This window comes from Microbispora corallina (assembly GCF_016863035.1).
Classification (GTDB): domain Bacteria; phylum Actinomycetota; class Actinomycetes; order Streptosporangiales; family Streptosporangiaceae; genus Microbispora; species Microbispora corallina.
In genome coordinates this window covers 206,071-222,371 of sequence record NZ_BOOC01000014.1, presented here as the reverse complement: position 1 = coordinate 222,371, position 16,301 = coordinate 206,071, and the positions used below count along the sequence as shown (strand labels likewise).

Below are 16,301 nucleotides of genomic sequence, written 5' to 3'. Positions count from 1 at the left end.
CCGGGCCGTCGGGCGTGTGTCCTTCGGGGCAGCGCCGGACTCGTCGTTGGTGGTAGTGCCGGAACCGGTCTTGGTAGGAGTGCCACAACCCGGCCGCCGGGAGCGGCCGGATCTCCTCCCGCTCCTCGCGTACGGGCCTCGTGCCGCTGTGGCTCTCCTACAAATCCAGCGAATCGTTCTTGGCGCGGGGCCCGTAGGGCTTTGCCCGCAGAAGCCGAAGAATGGGCACGAAGGCAAAGATCCTCCGTGCCCCGACCGGTCGGAGGTCACGAACGTCTCATCAAGGAGTGACCGATGGTCAACGCCGCCACGGGGGCCCGCCCCGCCGTTCTTTCCGATTTCGTCCCCGCGTTCCCGGCCGCCTCCGGCGCGCTGGGCGTCCGGCTCCGCGACGCCGCCCTCGTCCTCGGCGGCGCGGCCCTGACCGGCCTGGCGGCCCAGATCAGCGTCCCCGTGCCGGGCTCCCCCGTCCCGGTCACCGGGCAGACGCTCGCCGTCGTGCTCGTCGGCGCCGCGCTCGGCCTGAACCGCGCGGCCCTCAGCATGGCTGTTTACATGATCGCCGGTGTGGCCGGCGTGCCGTGGTTCGCCCACGGCTCGCACGGTTTCGGCGGCGCGACGTTCGGGTACGTCGTCGGCTTCGTGGCCGCCGCGGCGCTGGTGGGGTGGCTCGCCCAGCACGGCGGCGACCGCACGGTGGCCCGCACGGTCGGCACGATGATCCTCGGCAACCTGGTCATCTACGCCTTCGGCCTGCCGGTCCTGGTCGCCGTGACGGGCATGGACCTCGGCACCGCCCTGGTCGAGGGCGCAGGGAAGTTCGTCGTGGGCGACCTGCTGAAGATCGCCGTCGCCGCCGGTCTCCTGCCCGCGGCCTGGCGTCTCGCCAACAGGTAATCCGTACCCCGGCGTGAGAGGCTGGGGGCGTGAGCATCGCGGTCATCGAAGAGGGCGCGAAGAAGTCGGGCGTGCTGTGGCTCGCGCTGCCCTCAGGGGCGCGGCTGGCGTGGCACGTGTGGCACGACGGCGCGATCTACGTGGTGACGGGCGGCGGCGAGCAGTCGCTGCCCGGCCTCGCCGAGTCGGCCGAGGTCGAGGTCACGCTGCGGAGCAAGGACAACGGCTCGCGGCTCGTCCGCTTCCCCGCCTCGGTCGAGGTCGTCGACCAGGCGGCCGCCGCCGACGCGGTGGCGGCCCTGGCGAAGGACCGTCTCAACGCGCCCGACGCCGCCGGTCTGCCCGCCCGCTGGGCCGAGCACGCCACGGTCGTCCGGCTCAGGCCGCGCCCGGACTCGGACCCGGACAGCGGGTCCTGACCGGCAGCGCCACGGTCGCCTGGCTCACGCCGCCCCGCTGCCGGCCGGGATTTATAAAGCGGCCCTGAACGGTCGCGGCGCGGTCAGGGACGCCGCCCCATGACGTGCAGCAGCCGATCCTGCCGCGACGCGCCGGGGCCGGGCGTCCCGTCGGGGGCGGCGAAGAACCGGTGTGTCGTGTGGAGGTCGACGGGAGTCTCGGACAGACCGGCGTAGATCTCGGCGAGGTTGTCGTCGACCCACGCGACCAGACCGGGATCCAGGGCGTCGTCCACCCCGAGGGCCCGGGCGAGGTCCCAGGTGTGGATGACGCTGTCCGCGGTCCGCACGGCGAGCGCCTGCCCACCGGTCACCTGCCCCAACGGGTAGTCGAGCACGCGCTCCAGGGCGCCCGCCCCGGCGAACGCCCGGGCGCACTCCCTCACCGAACGCGTGTAGGCGCCCACCGGGTCGTCACCCAGGACGTCGGCGTCGCGCTGCCGCAGGAACTCCTCCTTCGTGCCGCCCCGCAGCAGACGCACGTAGTTGAGATTGCCCCCGGCCATGTGGTTCACGAGATGGCGCACGGTCCAGCCAGTGCAGGGCGTGGGCCCGGACCACTGCCCGGGCCGCACCTCCCGCAGCCTCCGCTCGAACTCATCGCTGGCCAGGACGTAGCGGTCGACGATCCCGTCGAATGCGCGGTTCACGGATACGAGTCTGCCGAGGCGCGGCGCGCCGGACCGGCGGGAATGAGACCCCGCATCCGGGCTCTCGTACCGTCCTCACACGCGGGCGGCCTCGACGGCGGTCGCCGGGTCGTGGGCGGCCGGCAGCCGCACGGTCGCCGACTGGGCGAGCAGGGCCCCGCCGAGCACGACCGCGCCGCCAACGATCTGGGCCGGGCCGAGACGCTCGCCCGCGAGCACCCAGGCGATCACCGCCCCCGCGATGACCTCCATGGACGCCACGGTCGCGCCCACCGCGGCCGACAGGCGCCGGACCGCGGTGACCCCGGTGACGTACGCCACGACCGTCGCGATCAGGACCAGCCAGGCGGCGGCCCCGGCCACGGGCAGGGAGTGGCCGCCGACGCTCGCGCTCCCGGCGAAGGCGGACCAGGGGATGTCCCAGGGGCGCGACACCGGCACGAGGGCCACGGCCGCGCCGAGCATCCCCCAGCCGACCAGGCCGAGCGTGTCCACGTCGTCACCGAAGGAATCGCTCATCAGGAAATATCCGGCGCAGCACGCGGAGGCGACCAGGGCCAGCAGTAGTCCGACGGCGTCCAGGCGCAGACCGTCCCAGACCTCGACGACGACCGCGAGGCCGGCCACGGCGACGATCGCCCCCAGGTAGGCCGAGCGCGGCAGCCGTACATGCCGGACGAACCGCACCCACAGCGCGACCATCACCGGCGAGGTGTACTCGATGAGCAGCGCCACCCCGACCGGCAGCCGGGTGATGGCCAGGAAGAACAGGCACTGGACGGCGGCCACGGCGACCACGGCGTAGGCGGCGAAGAACAGCAGGCGGTCGCGGGGAATGCGCAGGGCCTTCGGCCGGACGGCGGCGAGCACCAGGAGCAGGACGACTCCGGCGCCCGCCATCCTGACCCAGACCGCCTCCAGCGGCGTGAGCCCCGCCGCCCCCAGGAACTTGGCCATCGGCCCGGAGAAGCCGAAGCACAACGCCGAGACCGCCGCGATCCCCAGGCTGACCGCCCTCATGTCACCCGCCCATGTAATCACCCATAACGTGCTTTGATCCTGTCACAATGGACGCCTCCGCCGCATCCCCCCGGCGTCCGTGCGGGCGGCTTGCGTACCCTGGCAGGGTGGATCGGATCTTCGTGGCGCGCCTGGCGGGGCTCGCGGTGTTCGACCCGGCCGGCGACCAGATCGGCCGGATCCGGGACGTCGTTGTCTCGCTGCGCGGCCCGCTGCCGCCCCGGGTCCACGGGTTCGTGGTGGAGGTGCAGCCGCGCCGCCGCGTCTTCCTGCCGATCACCAGGATCACCAGCATCGAGGCCCGCGCGGTGATCTTCACGGGCAAGCTCAACATGCGCCGCTTCGAGCGCAGGGACGCCGAGACCCTCGCCATCGGGGAGCTCCTCGACCTCGGCGTGGAGTACAAGGGCGACCCGGTCACCGTCCAGGACCTCGCGATGGAGCAGCCGCGGCCGTCCGAGTGGCTGGTCACGAAGGTCGCCGTACGGCGCGGAACCCGCCGCAGGGGCGAGACGCTGATCGTGGACTGGGACGAGGTCGGCGGCTTCGAGGTGATCCAGAAGGACCAGGGGGCGGCCAACCTCCTCGCGGCGTTCGAGGCGCTGCGCCCGGCCGACCTGGCCAACATGCTGCACGAGCTGCCCAGCAAGCGGATGGCCGAGGTGGCCGCCGCGCTCGACGACGACCGGCTGGCCGACGTCCTGGAGGAGCTGCCCGACCGCGACCAGGTCCTCGTGCTGAGCCGGCTCCACCGGGAGCGGGCGGCCGACGTCCTGGAGGAGATGAGCCCGGACGACGCCGCCGACCTGCTGCAGGATCTTCCCGCGGAGCAGGCCGAGGGGCTGCTGCGGCTCATGGTGCCCGAGGAGGCCGAGCCGGTCCGGCGGCTGCTGAGCTACGGCGAGTTCACGGCCGGTGGCATGATGACCACCGAGCCCGTCGTCCTCCCGCCGACCTCGACGGTCGCCGAGGCGCTCGCGCACATCCGCCAGCAGGAGCAGCTTCCGGCGATCGCCGCCATGGTGTACGTGACCCGCCCACCCAACGAGACGCCGACCGGCCGCTACCTCGGGGTGGCGCATTTCCAGCGGCTGCTCAGGGAGCCGCCGTCGACGCTGCTCGGCAGCGTGATAGACAACACGGTGGACCCGATCAGGCCGGAGCTGACCGTCACCGAGGTGGCCTCCTACCTCGCGACGTACAACCTGGTCGCGATCCCCGTCGTCGACGAGATCGGGCGCCTGCTGGGCGCCGTGACCGTGGACGACGTCCTCGACCACATGCTGCCGGAGGACTGGCGGGAGCGACAGTGACAGAGCGACTCGACCAGCCGCGCGAGCTGACCCCACGCCTGCGGCCGTACTACGACCCCGAGGCGTTCGGGCGGCTGTCGGAGCGCATCGCCCGGTTCCTCGGCACCGCCCGGTTCATCGTCTACATGACGGTCGTCGTCGGGATGTGGCTGCTGTGGAACACGTTCGCGCCGTACAAGTTCGACCCCTACCCGTTCATCTTCCTGACGCTGATGCTCTCGCTCCAGGCGTCGTACGCGGCTCCGCTGATCCTGCTGGCGCAGAACCGGCAGGCCGACCGGGATCGTGTGCAGTACGAACAGGACCGCATGACGGCCGAGCGGAACCAGGCGGAGATCGAGTACCTGACGCGGGAGATCGCGAGCCTGCGGCTGGCCCTGGGCGAGGTGGCGACGAGGGATTACATCAGGTCGGAGCTCCAGCGCCTGCACGACGACCTGACGGGGCGTCCGGTCTGACCTGATACCCGGGGTCGGTGTACTGACAACACCGCCTGAGTCCATAGCATGGATTCATGGCACCATCCCCAGAACTGGTCATGGCTGCGCTCGCGACGGTCAACGATCCCGAGATCCGCCGGCCGATCACCGAGCTCGACATGGTCAAGAGCGTCGACATCTCCCCCGACGGGGTGGTGCGCGTTGGCGTGTATCTCACCGTCGCCGGCTGCCCCATGCGCGACACCATCACGCGGGACGTCACGACCGCGGTGTCCCGGATCGACGGCGTGGCCCGCGTCCAGGTGGACATGGACGTCATGAGCACCGAGCAGCGCAAGAACCTGCAGACCAAGCTGCGCGGCGACCGCGGGCCGGAGAAGGAGATCCCCTTCGCCAAGCCCGGCTCGCTGACGCGCGTGTTCGCGGTCGCCAGCGGCAAGGGCGGTGTCGGCAAGTCGTCGGTCACCGTGAACCTGGCCGCCGCGATGGCGTCCTCGGGGCTCAAGGTCGGCGTCGTCGACGCGGACATCTACGGCCACTCGGTGCCTCGCATGCTCGGCGTGAGCGACCGCCCCACCAAGGTCGAGGACATGATCATGCCGCCGGTGGCGCATGACATCAAGGTCATCTCGGTCGGCATGTTCAAGCCGGAGGGCAACACCCCGGTCGTCTGGCGCGGCCCCATGCTCGACCGGGCGCTCTACCAGTTCCTCACCGACGTCTACTGGGGCGACCTCGACGTCCTGCTCATGGACCTGCCCCCGGGCACCGGCGACATCGCGATCTCGGTGGCCCAGCGGATGCCCACGGCCGAGATCCTCGTGGTGACCACCCCGCAGCAGGCGGCCGCCGAGGTGGCCGAGCGGGCCGGCTCGATCGCCGCGCAGACCCACCAGCAGATCGCCGGCGTCATCGAGAACATGGCGTGGCTGCCCTGCCCGCACTGCGACGAGCGGATCCCGGTGTTCGGCGAGGGCGGCGGCCAGACCGTGGCCGACGCGCTGACCCGCACGCTCGGCGCCCGCGTCCCGCTGCTCGGTCAGGTGCCGATCGACCTGCGGCTGCGCGAGGGCGGCGACGAGGGCAAGCCCCTCGTCCTCACCGACCCCGACTCCCCGGCCGCGACCGAGCTGCGCCGGATCGCGGGCTCGCTGAGCAAGAAGTCCACCAGCCTCAAGGGCCTCAAGCTGGACATCTCCCCGGTCAAGCACTGATCCCGGCCGGGGGCCGGATCAGGTCGCCTCGTTGTCGTACGGCGGGATCTCCCCGACGCCGAGCTCCGGCGTCGGGGAGACCACCTCGGGAACGGCGGGCGTGCCGTTCCAGTCGTTCTCAAGATCGTCGAGCAGGTGCTTGCGCACGAACGTCTTCGGGTTGAGGTCGGCCGGGTCGAAGTTGGAGAACTCCGGGCCCAGGTTGGCCTGGAGGTCGGCCTTCGCGTTGTTGGCCATCTGCCGCAGCTGCCGCAGCGTACGGCCGGCCTGGGACGCGGCCTGAGGCAGCTTGTCCGGGCCGAACACGAGCAGAGCGATCACCACGAGCGCCAGTAGCTCCGGCCAGCCCAGTCCGAACACGGTGATCTCCTTCTGCAAGACGAGCTGGTTTCAGCCTAATGCCCCGTATCGGCGATGAGGACGGCCGATGGCCGCCTGCTCAGGACGGACCGGCGGAGGGGACGGGGGCCGCGCCGACCGTCACGGTCGCCGTCCTGACCTCACCGTCGTGCTGGAACTTGATCGCCACCCGGTCGCCGGGGGCCCGGCTGCGGATGCTCACGATCAGCTCCCGGCTGTCGCCCACGGGCCGGCCGTCCACCTCCAGGATGACGTCGCCCGGCCGCAGGCCCGCCTGGTCGGCCGGGCCTCCCGGCGTGACCGGGGTCGCCCCGCCCGTGGCCTGCGTGGCGATGCGCACGCCCTGGCCCTGGTAACTCTGGTCGATGCTGATCCCGATCCGCGAGGTCCTGGCCGTCCCCGAGGTGATCAGCTCCTGGGCGATCCGGCGGACCTGGTTGACCGGGATCGCGAACCCGAGGCCGATGCTGCCGGTCTGCTGGCCGAAGCCCGCGCTGCCGCCCAGCGTCGCGATGGCCGAGTTGACCCCGATGACCTCTCCGGCGGCGTTCACGAGCGGACCGCCCGAGTTGCCGGGGTTGATCGCCGCGTCCGTCTGGATGGCGTTGATGAGGGCGTAGTCGGAGCCGGTGGAGCCTCCGGCCTCGACCGGGCGGTTCAGCGAGCTGATGATGCCCGTGGTGACGGTGCCCATCAGGCCGAGCGGCGACCCGATCGCGATGACCGGGTCTCCCACCACGACGCCGTCCGAGTTCCCGAGGGGGAGCTCCGGCGCCCTGATCGGCCCGTCGGGCTTCACCACCGCGATGTCCGAGTTGGGGTCGCGGCCGACGATCCGCGCGCCGAGCGAGCTGCGGTCGGCGAAGCGGATGTGGATCTCGCCGCCCTGAGCGGCGACGGCGACCACGTGGTTGTTGGTGACGACGTAGCCGCCCTTGATGACGAAGCCGGAGCCGGTGCCGGCCTCTCCGTTGCCTTTGACCTCCAGCGACACCACGCTCGGCAGCACCTTCGCGGCCACCCCGGCGACCGAGTCGGGGGCGCGGCCCGTAGGAGCGGCGGACGGCGTGGCCAGCGAGTAGCCCGGGTCGGTGCCCGACGGCGACCGCGTCAGCAGGAACGTCCCCCAGCTCGCGACGCCGCCCGCGACCAGGGCGATGACGACCGCGAGCGCCGCGAACAGAGCCAGGTTGAGGCCCCGCTGCGGCGGCTGGGCGGGCGCGGGCGGCGGCGCCCACTCAGGGCCCATCCCGTACGGGCCGGGCAGGGGCGGCGGGGGCGGCGGGGGCTCGGGCGGCCCGCCGAGAGGACCCCAGCGGGGTTCCTCGGCACCGGGAGAGGGCTCGGGCCGGTCCGACGCGTCGTGCGAGCGCGTGTGGTCGGTCATCGGGGCAGTCACTCCTCGCGCACGGCGACATCCGCTGGCGGCCGCCCTGCGACGCCGAACGCGCCCCCGACGGCTTCAGGGACCGATCGTATGACGTCGTGGCCCGTCAGTGGGCAAGGGTCGGCGTCACACTCCGTGACGGAGTCGGCGACAACCTCACCAGCGGCGCCTGGTTGTGCACCGGAGGCACGAACATCTCCCCCCGTGTGGGGGTCTGCGGGGCGGAGCCGCCGCCCACCAGGAACATGGTGCTGATCGCGACGGCGGCGGACGCCACGCCGACCGCGACGTATCCCGCGCGCCGGGCTCGGCCGGGCCGTCCGGGGCCGGAGGATCCGGCGTCACGGCGCCGGGGCCGGTTGTCCACGGGCCCGCCCACGTGCATGCCGGGAAGACCCCCGGAGCCGTACGCCGGATGGTCGGGAAAGGGCCGCATCCGTGGCGGCAGCGGCCCTCCCGGCTCCGACATGCGCAGCAGCGACATCGTGAGGTCGGCCGGCATGGCCGGCGGGTCCATCGAGCGCAGTCGGCTCTTGAGCGCGCGCAACGCGTCGACCTCGGCGCGGCAGTCCGCGCAGAAGGTCAGGTGGGCGAGGGCGCGTTCTCTGTCGTTGTGGCCCAGTTCGCCGTCGATGAGCGCGGAGACGCGCTCGCCGAGGTGGCTCATAGTCCCTCCCTGCTGATCGAAGGGGGGGTTTGATCGTTGTTCCGGTTCGCCGCGGGCGCCCGGTGGTCGAGCGCCTCCCGCAGCTGGGCGCGGCCGCGGTGGATGCGGCTGCGCACGGTCCCGAGCTTCACGCCGAGAGTGGCGGCGATCTCCTCGTAGGACAGCCCCTCGATGTCGCACAGCACGACCGCGGCCCGGAACTCGGGCGCCAGCGAGTCGAGCGCGGCCTGGATGTCGGGCTCCAGGTGCGCGTCGTCGTAGGCCTGGGCGGGTGACGGCTCCCGGCCGTGCAGCCGCTCGGCGGCGTCGTCCGCCAGCCCTTCGAAACGGATGCGCTGCCTGCGGCGCGCCATGTCGAGGAAGAGGTTCGTCGTGATGCGGTGCAACCAGCCCTCGAAGGTGCCCGGCGTGTAGCTGGACAGGGACCGGAAGACGCGGACGAAGACCTCCTGCGTGAGGTCCTCTGCGTCGTGCACGTTGCCGGTCAGGCGGTACGCCAGCCGGTAGACCCGCGCGGAATGCGTTCGGACGACCTCCTCCCAGGTGGGAGGCGTCCAGCCGGACACCGAAGTCTCCGCCTGGTGGTCGTGTTCGTCCACCGGCATTCCTCTCTGCAGGATCGTCGCTACAGCCATAGTGCCTGGTTTCGCCCCTTCCTGCGCACCGCGGGCAGAGCGGCCTTTGAACAAAGACCGTTCAAAGCGTGCAACGTCCCCGTTGTGGCGTGAGTTCCCGTTCCGGGCCGACTCCCCTAGGCTGCGTCCAAGATGAAGCAGGGGAGGGAGAGGCCGATGGCGACACCGGCCAGCCTGGAGTACGCGGAGGAGTTCGTCCCGGAGGACGACATCCTGCGGTCCGCGCGCCGGCGTGGCATCGAGGTCGGGGCACGCCCGATCCTGCCCGGATGCGGGGCGGCGCTCTGCTTCCTCACGACCGTGGTCAACGCCCGCTCGGTGGTCGAGGTCGGCACCGGCTGCGGCGTCTCCGGCCTGTGGCTGCTGCGGGGGATGCGCCCGGACGGAACGCTGACGAGTGTGGACGTCGAGCCCGAGCACCAGCGGATGGCGCGGCAGACCTTCGCGGAGGCCGGGTTCTCCGGCAGCAGGATCCGCCTGATCGGGGGCCGCGCCCTCGACGTGCTCCCCCGCCTCGCCGACGGCGGGTACGACCTCGTCTTCTGCCACGCCGCCAAGCAGGAGTACATCGACTACCTGACCGAGTCGGTGCGGCTGCTGCGCGTCGGCGGGGTGGTGGCCTTCGCCGACGCCCTGCACCACGACCAGGTGGCCGACCCGACGCAGCGCGACCCGGACACGGTGGCCGTGCGCGAGCTGGGCAAGCTGGTCAGGAACGACGAGCGGCTGCGCCCGCTGCTGCTCCCCCTCGGCGACGGCCTGCTCGCCGCCGTCAGGCTCGCCTGAGCACCGCGGGGACGGCGCCGGCCAGGTAGCTCAGCCGGCCAGGTGAATCAGTCGGCGAGGTGGCTCAGCCGGCGAGGTAGCTCAGCAGCAGCCGGACGCCGAAGCCCGTGCCGCCCTTGGTGATCTCGGCGTCGTCGGACCCGGCGCGGGCCGGGCCGGCGATGTCGAGGTGGGCCCACGGACGCCCGCCGGTGAACTCCCTGAGGAACAGGGCCGCCGCCACCGAGCCCGCCGAGCCGGACATCTTCCTGTCGACGTTGGCCAGGTCGGCCACGTCGGAGTCGAGCATGTCGCGGTAGTCGTCGACCAGCGGCATCCGCCAGAGCCGGTCGCCGCTGACCTCCCCGGCCGCGAGCAGCGCGTCCGCCAGCGGCTCGTCGGTCGCGTACAGCGCGCCGAGGTTCACGCCGAGGGCCACCTTCGCCGCCCCGGTGAGCGTGGCCACGTCGATCAGGACGTCCGGCTCGAGCTCCGCGTCGGCGTAGGCGAGCGCGTCGGCCAGCACGAGCCGTCCCTCGGCGTCGGTGTTCAGCACCTCGACCGTGCGGCCGCCGTACTGCCGGATGACGTCGCTGGGCCGCTGGGCCGAGCCGGAGATGGCGTTCTCCGCGCAGGCCACCAGGCCGGTGACGCGGACGGGCGCCTCGAACGCGGCCAGTGCGCTCATCGCGGCGATGATCGCGGCGCCGCCGGCCATGTCGGTCTTCATCGCCTTCATGCCCTCGGTGGGCTTGAGCGACAGGCCGCCGGTGTCGAACGTGATCCCCTTGCCGACCAGCACGACGTGGCGCCGCGCGTCCCGCGGGGCGTACGAGAGCCGGACGAGGCGGGGCGGGCTGATCGAGCCCTGGCCGACGGCCCGGATGCCGCCGAACTCGGCGAGCTGCTCCCCCTCCCAGACGCGGGCGTCCAGGCCCGAGTCGGCAGCGACGATCTTGGCCTGGTCGGCGAGCCAGGCGGGGGTCTTGACCGACGACGGGGTGTTGACGAGGTCGCGGGCCAGGGCGGTGGCCCGTGCGATGGCCTCGCCGCGCCGCAGGGCCCGCTCGTCGCCGCCCGCGAAGACGATCTCTCTCACCGGCGAGGAGCCGCCCTTGCCGATGGTGAACGTGTACGTGGCGAGCAGCGCGCCCTCGGCGAGAGCGGCGACCTCTCCTTCCCCGGGGACCGTGACCGTCACCGAGGCCCGGCCTCTGGCCTTGCGCGCCACCGACGCGCCCGCCCGGCGCAGCGCGCGAGCCGTGCCGTCACCCGTGCCGTACAGCAGGATCCGGCCGACGCCGTCACCGCGCGGGACGGGGACCTCGACGATCTCGCCGGGCTCGCCCTTGGCCTCGTAATGGGCCAGCAGGGCCGCCGCGGGGACGGGCAGCTCGACGGCGGGCGCGAGGTCCGGCCCGAAGGGCACGGCCAGCAGCTCAGGCTCGCCGGCGGGCCGCTCGGCGAGCGACGTCGTGGTCTCGATGGGCACGTCTACCTCCAACAGAGCGGCCCCGGCGAGGGAGACGCCCGTCGCCAGGGCCGGACATGGAAACGAACAGGTCGCGGGCTTCAGCCCACGACCTTCTTCAGCGCGTCGCCGAGGGCGCTGGCCTCGTCCGCCGAGAGCTCCACGACGAGTCGGCCGCCACCCTCGAGGGGGACCCGCATGACGATGCCCCGTCCTTCCTTGGTGACCTCCAGCGGACCGTCACCGGTCCGCGGCTTCATCGCCGCCATGCGTGTATCCCTTCCCGCGTTGTCGGCCGCCCCGGAGGGTAACCGGCGTATTCACGTTTCTGTGATGTCTTATTATCCCGCCTCCGAGCTCAAAAAGGTAACGTCCTGGCTCCGTTCAGTGGATCAATGGGGGCTGATCGCGCATTGTGGGCAGAGCCGCCATGACCCCACACTGGTGGTGATGAACGCCCGAGCCGCGCTTTTCGATCTTTACGGGGACCACCTGCGCACCCGCGGCGGCCGCGCGTCGGTGGCCGCCCTCGTCCGGCTGCTCGCTCCGCTCGACATCGCGGCGCCCGCGGTCCGGACCGCGATCTCCCGCATGGTCAGGCAGGGCTGGCTCGACCCCGTACGGCTCCCGCAGGGGCCCGGGTACGCGGTCACGCCGAAATGCGAGCGCCGCCTGGACGAGGCGGCCGCCCGGGTGTACGGCATGGGCGGCGGCCCCTGGTCGGGCCGGTGGCACGTGCTCGTCGTGGAGCCCGTCAGGGATCGGGCGCGACGGGAGCGCCTGCGTGCCGACCTGGCGTTCCTCGGGTACGCGCCGCTGTCGGAGACGACCTGGATCGGCCCCCGGCCCTCGCCGGAGCTCGACGCCCTGCGCCTGGCGGCCCACCGGTTCGAGGCGTCGTTCGAGGGCGACCCGCGCGCGCTGCTCGCCCGGGCGTGGGACCTGGACGGCATCGCCAGGGCGTACGAGGATTGGCTGGCCAGCGCGGTCGACCTGGTCGGGTCGCTGCCGGCGCGGGCCTCGGACGACCGGGTCTTCGCCGTGCGCAGCAAGTTGGTGCACGGCTGGCGCAACTTCCTGTTCCGCGACCCGGGGCTGCCGGCGGAGCTGCTGCCGCCGGGATGGCCGGGCGACAAGGCCCGCGCCTTCTTCGAGGAGGAGGCCGCCCGGCTGCTCCCGGCCGCCGCCGCGTTCGTCGACCACAACCTGGATGGAGCCGCCTGAGATGAGCGTGATCTACGACGTCGACGAGGCCGTCGCCACGATCACCCTGAACCGCCCCGACGCGATGAACTCCCTGACCGTCTCCATGAAGGAGGACCTGCTCGGGGCGCTGCGCCGGGCCGCCGGCGACCGGGCCGTGCGGGCCGTGCTGCTCACCGGGGCGGGCCGCGCCTTCTGCGCAGGGCAGGACCTGCGCGAGCACGCCGACAACCTGGAGGCGGGCCGCGGCCTCGCTGGGACCGTCCGCGCGCACTACAACCCGATCGTCCTGTCTGTGACGACGATGGACAAGCCGGTCGTGGCGGCCGTCAACGGGGTCGCCGCCGGCGCGGGCGCCTCGCTGGCGTTCGCCTGCGACTTCCGGATCCTCGCGGAGAACGCGAAGTTCTCCATGGCGTTCTCCGGCATCGGCCTGGCGCCCGACTCGGGCGCGTCCTGGACGCTCCAGCGGCTGGTGGGGCCGGCGCGGGCGCGCGAGCTGCTGCTGCTCGGCGACGTCGTGGACGCCGCCCGGGCCGCCGAGCTCGGGCTGGCCACCCGGGTCGTCCCCGCCGACCGGCTCGCGGAGGCCGCCCGGGAGCTCGCCGTACGGCTGGCGCAGGGCCCGACCGTGGCGTACGGCGCGACCAAGCGGGCGCTGGACCACGCCGCGTCGCGGTCGCTCCCCGACGCCCTGGAGCGGGAGGCGGAGCTGCAGGACGAGTGCGCGAGGACCGCCGACCACGCCGCCGCGACGAAGGCGTTCCTGAACAAGGAGCGTCCGCGCTTCGAGGGCCGCTGACCGGTCCGCGCGGTCGCCGAGCGGGCCTGGCCACGGTCCGCGCGGTCGCCGAGCGGCCTCGCCACGGTCCGCGCGGTCGCCGAGCGGGCCTTGGTCTGGGACCGCTGACCGGTCCGCGCGGTCGCGCCGAGCCCGGCCTCAGCGGGTGGCGGCGCGCAGGCCGGCGACGGTCTCGCGGACCCAGCAGTCGGCCACGTGGTCGTTCACCAGGCCGATCGCCTGCATGAGCGCGTAGGCCGTGGTGGGGCCGACGAACCGGAAGCCGTGCCGACGCAGCTCCTTCGCGAGGGCCTTCGAGCCCGGGGTCTGGGCCGGGATGTCGCCCAGCGTCGTGGGTCCGGCCGCCGGCTCCTCGGCGTGCTTCCACACCAGCTCCGACAGCCCGCCCGGCACCTCGAGCGCCGCGCGGGCGTTCGCCACCGCCGCCTCGATCTTGGCGCGGTTGCGGACGATGCCGGCGTCGGCCATGAGGCGCTCGACGTCCGCCTCGCCGTACGCGGCGACGGCGGGGATGGAGAACCCGGCGAAGGCGGCCCGGAAGTTGTCGCGCTTGCGCAGGATCGTCAGCCAGGACAGGCCCGACTGGAACGCCTCCAGCGTGATCCGCTCGTAGACCAGGTCGTCGCCGCGCACCGGGCGGCCCCACTCGTCGTCGTGATAGGCCACGTAGTCGGGCGTCGCGCCGGCCCAGCCGCAGCGCACGAGCCCGTCCACCATGATCTCCGGTGTCTGTGTCACCACGTCTCCTCCGCGTCGGCCCGCTCGGCCTCCCAGCCGTTGGCGGCCTGGGAGGGGATCTCGGGCTGATGTTCGGTACGCGGGGGGTCGGCCGGGCGGGCGTACGCCTCCTGGCGGGCCTGCAGGCGGCCCGCCAGCAGTTCGGCGACGCGCTGCTCCAGCACGGCGATGCGGGTGTCGCGCTCGCTCAGCGCGGTCGACACCCGGTGCAGGGTCTCGTCGACCATCTGGGTGTTGTAGCCCACCACACTGATCGGCAGTTGCAGCGCGATCAGGTCGGCGGCGGTGAGCTGACCCGCCGCCGGCAGGTCGAGCGGCGGCACGTCGGGAGGGAACTCCGCCATCTCGCCGCCGTGCCCCAGGGAGACCATCACCACGCAGGCGACCACGGCGAGCCCGGCGACGATGAGTACGACCAGCACATACGAATCGTGCCACAAGTCGTATGCGTGCGAGCATGGAAGGCATGACCGTTGTGATCGGCCCGGGCGACCCCGCGGAGCCGGGCTGGGCGGAGGCGTCCTCGCTGCCCGAGGCGTCCGCGCTGGCCCGCGAGGGGCGGACGGTGGTCGTGACGCTGCCGGACGACGAGACCGAGGCGGTGGCCGCGGCGGCCGCCTTCGCCTGGGCCGGCGCCGCCGTCTTCCGTACGGCCGCCGGCACGGCCCGTTCCGTGCGGCAGGCGCTCGACATGACCGAGTGCCTGCTCGGGCGGCGTCCCCCGGCGCTCACCCGGCGCGGCCTGGCCTGACCGCCGCCCTCGTCGGCGGGTCCGGGCGGGGGTGGGGAGGCGGGCGCCCGGGGCGAGACGTCCGGGGTCAGGACTCGCCGATCTCCTCGCCGGTGGGGCGCAGGTGCGGGACGGGCTTCTCCAGCAGGTCGAGGGCCTCCTCGACGTCGGTCGCCCACGAGATCGCGTCGAAGACGTTGGGCCGGGTGAAGCCCTGCTCGTACATCCCGTCCACGAGCGCGCGCAGCGGCGCGTACAGCCCCCAGGGATCGAGGACGACGAGCGGCCGCTCGTGCAGCCCCAGCACCCGGCTGGTCCAGATCTCGAACAGCTCCTCCAGCGTGCCGATGCCGCCGGGCAGGACGAGGAAGGCGTCGGAGCGGGCGTCCATCACGCCCTTGCGCTCGCGCATGTCCGCCGTGACGATCAGCTCGTCTGAGTCGGTGTCGGCGATCTCGATGTCCACGAGGGCCTGGGGGATGACGCCGACGGTGCGGCCGCCCCCGCGCCGTACGGCCCGGGCGACCTCTCCCATGCAGGAGACGATCGCGCCGCCGCTCACCAGATGGTGGCCGCGCGCGGCGAGCCGGCCGCCCACCTCGCCGGCGAGCGCGACGTACTTGGGGTCGATCTTGTTGCTGGAGGAGCAGAAGACGCAGATGAACACGCCGCCACCCTACTTACCGCGGGAGCCGCCGTCGGACCGGCGCCGGTCGGCTTCGACGATCATGCGGACGGCCTCGTCGGGGTCGTCGGTGAGGGAGACGAGGTCGAGGTCCTGCGGAGAGATCTTGCCGGTCCGCTGGAGCGTGTCGCGGAGCCAGCCGATCAGCGGCGACCAGAACTCGGTGCCCATGAGGATCACCGGGAACGACGTGACCTTCCGGGTCTGGACCAGCGTCAGCGCCTCGAACAGCTCGTCGAGCGTGCCGAAGCCGCCGGGCAGGGCGACGAACCCGTACGCGTACTTCACGAACATCGTCTTGCGCACGAAGAAGTAGCGGAACTCGACGCCGAGGTCGACGTAGTCGTTGAGCCGCTGCTCGTGGGGCAGCTCGATGCCGAGGCCCACGGAGACGCCGCCCGCCTCCAGCGCCCCCCGGTTGGCCGCCTCCATCAGACCGGGCCCGCCGCCGGTGATCACGGCGTACCCGGCCTTGGCCAGGGCCGCGCCCACGCGGACGCCGAGCTCGTAGTCGGCGGTGTCGGCCCCCGTCCGCGCCGAGCCGAAGACGGTGACCGCCGGGGGAAGCTCGGCGAGGGCGCCGAACCCCTCGACGAACTCCGACTGGATGCGCAGCACGCGCCAGGGGTCCTCGTGGAGCCAGTGCGTGGGTCCCTTGCGGTCGAGGAGCCGCTGGTCGTACGTCGAGTCGGGGACGAGGTCGCCGCGGACGACGGAGGAGCCCTGGCGGCGTTCGGGACGTTGGTGGTTCATGGCCACACGCTAGTCGAGCCCGGCGAACAATCTTGAAATTAAAAGTGGAGAGGGGGAACCGGGATTCGACGAGGCTGCGTCTAAGCGATGAGGGTGCTGCTCGGGACGAAAGT

The 16,301-nt window shown here is 72.7% G+C and carries 21 protein-coding genes; 9 read left to right on the top strand and 12 right to left on the bottom strand.

The window, feature by feature from the left end:
- The first annotated feature begins 294 nt into the window (after positions 1-294).
- Together Mco01_RS17855 and Mco01_RS17850 are read left to right on the top strand one after the other, a co-directional pair.
- Positions 295-897: a biotin transporter BioY gene (locus tag Mco01_RS17855; RefSeq protein ID WP_204057994.1), complete on the top strand. Its 603-nt coding sequence runs from the start codon at positions 295-297 to the stop codon at positions 895-897.
- A 29-nt stretch (positions 898-926) separates the two neighbouring features.
- Entirely contained in the window at positions 927-1,316 is a 390-nt protein-coding gene (locus tag Mco01_RS17850; protein ID WP_239103700.1) for a hypothetical protein, read from the top strand.
- A gap of 83 nt (positions 1,317-1,399) precedes the next feature.
- On the opposite strand, the gene Mco01_RS17845 is transcribed toward Mco01_RS17850, so the two are convergent.
- Positions 1,400-2,005: a TIGR03086 family metal-binding protein gene (locus tag Mco01_RS17845; protein WP_204057993.1), complete on the bottom strand. Its 606-nt coding sequence runs from the start codon at positions 2,003-2,005 to the stop codon at positions 1,400-1,402.
- 75 nt (positions 2,006-2,080) lie between these two features.
- Positions 2,081-3,025 carry an EamA family transporter gene (locus Mco01_RS17840; protein ID WP_204057992.1) on the bottom strand — a complete coding sequence of 315 codons (945 nt, stop codon included), beginning with the start codon at positions 3,023-3,025 and terminating at the stop codon, positions 2,081-2,083.
- A gap of 107 nt (positions 3,026-3,132) precedes the next feature.
- Between Mco01_RS17840 and Mco01_RS17835 the strand changes: the two genes are divergently transcribed.
- The 3 genes from Mco01_RS17835 to Mco01_RS17825 are packed head-to-tail and all read left to right on the top strand — an operon-like array spanning position 3,133 to position 5,992.
- A complete protein-coding gene (locus Mco01_RS17835; protein WP_239103699.1) occupies positions 3,133-4,338 on the top strand; it encodes a magnesium transporter MgtE N-terminal domain-containing protein in 1,206 nt (401 codons plus the stop codon).
- The gene (locus Mco01_RS17830) at positions 4,335-4,796 is read left to right on the top strand and encodes a DUF1003 domain-containing protein (RefSeq protein ID WP_204057990.1); all 462 of its coding nucleotides are present in this window, start codon (positions 4,335-4,337) and stop codon (positions 4,794-4,796) included. Before Mco01_RS17835 ends, Mco01_RS17830 begins: the two co-directional genes overlap by 4 nt.
- Positions 4,797-4,852: 56 nt before the next feature.
- A complete protein-coding gene (locus Mco01_RS17825; RefSeq protein ID WP_204057989.1) occupies positions 4,853-5,992 on the top strand; it encodes an Mrp/NBP35 family ATP-binding protein in 1,140 nt (379 codons plus the stop codon).
- 18 nt (positions 5,993-6,010) lie between these two features.
- Here Mco01_RS17825 and Mco01_RS17820 read toward each other — a convergent pair whose 3' ends face one another.
- The 4 genes from Mco01_RS17820 to sigE form a co-directional block, all read right to left on the bottom strand.
- Positions 6,011-6,352: a sec-independent translocase gene (locus tag Mco01_RS17820; protein WP_204057988.1), complete on the bottom strand. Its 342-nt coding sequence runs from the start codon at positions 6,350-6,352 to the stop codon at positions 6,011-6,013.
- A gap of 79 nt (positions 6,353-6,431) precedes the next feature.
- Positions 6,432-7,739: a S1C family serine protease gene (locus Mco01_RS17815; protein ID WP_239103698.1), complete on the bottom strand. Its 1,308-nt coding sequence runs from the start codon at positions 7,737-7,739 to the stop codon at positions 6,432-6,434.
- A 106-nt stretch (positions 7,740-7,845) separates the two neighbouring features.
- A complete protein-coding gene (locus Mco01_RS17810; RefSeq protein WP_036332257.1) occupies positions 7,846-8,406 on the bottom strand; it encodes an anti-sigma factor family protein in 561 nt (186 codons plus the stop codon).
- Positions 8,403-9,011: an RNA polymerase sigma factor SigE gene (sigE, locus tag Mco01_RS17805; RefSeq protein WP_051459060.1), complete on the bottom strand. Its 609-nt coding sequence runs from the start codon at positions 9,009-9,011 to the stop codon at positions 8,403-8,405. The genes Mco01_RS17810 and sigE overlap by 4 nt, the downstream gene beginning before the upstream one ends.
- Before the next feature lie 186 nt (positions 9,012-9,197).
- Here sigE and Mco01_RS17800 point away from each other — a divergent pair, with 186 nt between their 5' ends.
- Positions 9,198-9,827: an O-methyltransferase gene (locus Mco01_RS17800; protein ID WP_204057987.1), complete on the top strand. Its 630-nt coding sequence runs from the start codon at positions 9,198-9,200 to the stop codon at positions 9,825-9,827.
- Positions 9,828-9,891: 64 nt separating this feature from the next.
- Here the strand turns inward: Mco01_RS17800 and Mco01_RS17795 are convergent, their stop codons facing one another.
- Both Mco01_RS17795 and Mco01_RS17790 read right to left on the bottom strand, forming a co-directional pair.
- On the bottom strand, positions 9,892-11,298 hold the full coding sequence (locus tag Mco01_RS17795; protein ID WP_239103697.1) for a leucyl aminopeptidase: 1,407 nt from the start codon (positions 11,296-11,298) through the stop codon (positions 9,892-9,894).
- An 80-nt stretch (positions 11,299-11,378) separates the two neighbouring features.
- Positions 11,379-11,546, bottom strand: coding sequence for a DUF3117 domain-containing protein (locus tag Mco01_RS17790; protein ID WP_076433904.1), 168 nt, complete (start codon positions 11,544-11,546; stop codon positions 11,379-11,381).
- Between the two features lie 181 nt (positions 11,547-11,727).
- Here Mco01_RS17790 and Mco01_RS17785 point away from each other — a divergent pair, with 181 nt between their 5' ends.
- Complete coding sequence (locus Mco01_RS17785; RefSeq protein WP_204057985.1) at positions 11,728-12,501, top strand: PaaX family transcriptional regulator; 774 nt, start codon at positions 11,728-11,730, stop codon at positions 12,499-12,501.
- Position 12,502: 1 nt separating this feature from the next.
- Positions 12,503-13,282: an enoyl-CoA hydratase-related protein gene (locus Mco01_RS17780; RefSeq protein ID WP_239103696.1), complete on the top strand. Its 780-nt coding sequence runs from the start codon at positions 12,503-12,505 to the stop codon at positions 13,280-13,282.
- Positions 13,283-13,420: 138 nt separating this feature from the next.
- Here the strand turns inward: Mco01_RS17780 and Mco01_RS17775 are convergent, their stop codons facing one another.
- Positions 13,421-13,999, bottom strand: a complete 579-nt coding sequence (locus Mco01_RS17775) for a DNA-3-methyladenine glycosylase I (RefSeq protein WP_204058079.1) — start codon at positions 13,997-13,999, stop codon at positions 13,421-13,423.
- 17 nt (positions 14,000-14,016) lie between these two features.
- Positions 14,017-14,442, bottom strand: coding sequence for a hypothetical protein (locus tag Mco01_RS17770; RefSeq protein WP_051459063.1), 426 nt, complete (start codon positions 14,440-14,442; stop codon positions 14,017-14,019).
- A 44-nt stretch (positions 14,443-14,486) separates the two neighbouring features.
- Here Mco01_RS17770 and Mco01_RS17765 point away from each other — a divergent pair, with 44 nt between their 5' ends.
- Positions 14,487-14,771 (top strand): hypothetical protein, encoded by a 285-nt coding sequence (locus Mco01_RS17765; RefSeq protein ID WP_051459064.1) that lies wholly within the window; start codon positions 14,487-14,489, stop codon positions 14,769-14,771.
- Positions 14,772-14,838: 67 nt separating this feature from the next.
- Here Mco01_RS17765 and Mco01_RS17760 read toward each other — a convergent pair whose 3' ends face one another.
- Both Mco01_RS17760 and Mco01_RS17755 read right to left on the bottom strand, forming a co-directional pair.
- Positions 14,839-15,417, bottom strand: a complete 579-nt coding sequence (locus Mco01_RS17760; RefSeq protein ID WP_204057983.1) for an LOG family protein — start codon at positions 15,415-15,417, stop codon at positions 14,839-14,841.
- Positions 15,418-15,426: 9 nt separating this feature from the next.
- Complete coding sequence (locus Mco01_RS17755; protein WP_204057982.1) at positions 15,427-16,188, bottom strand: LOG family protein; 762 nt, start codon at positions 16,186-16,188, stop codon at positions 15,427-15,429.
- Positions 16,189-16,301: the final 113 nt, after the last annotated feature.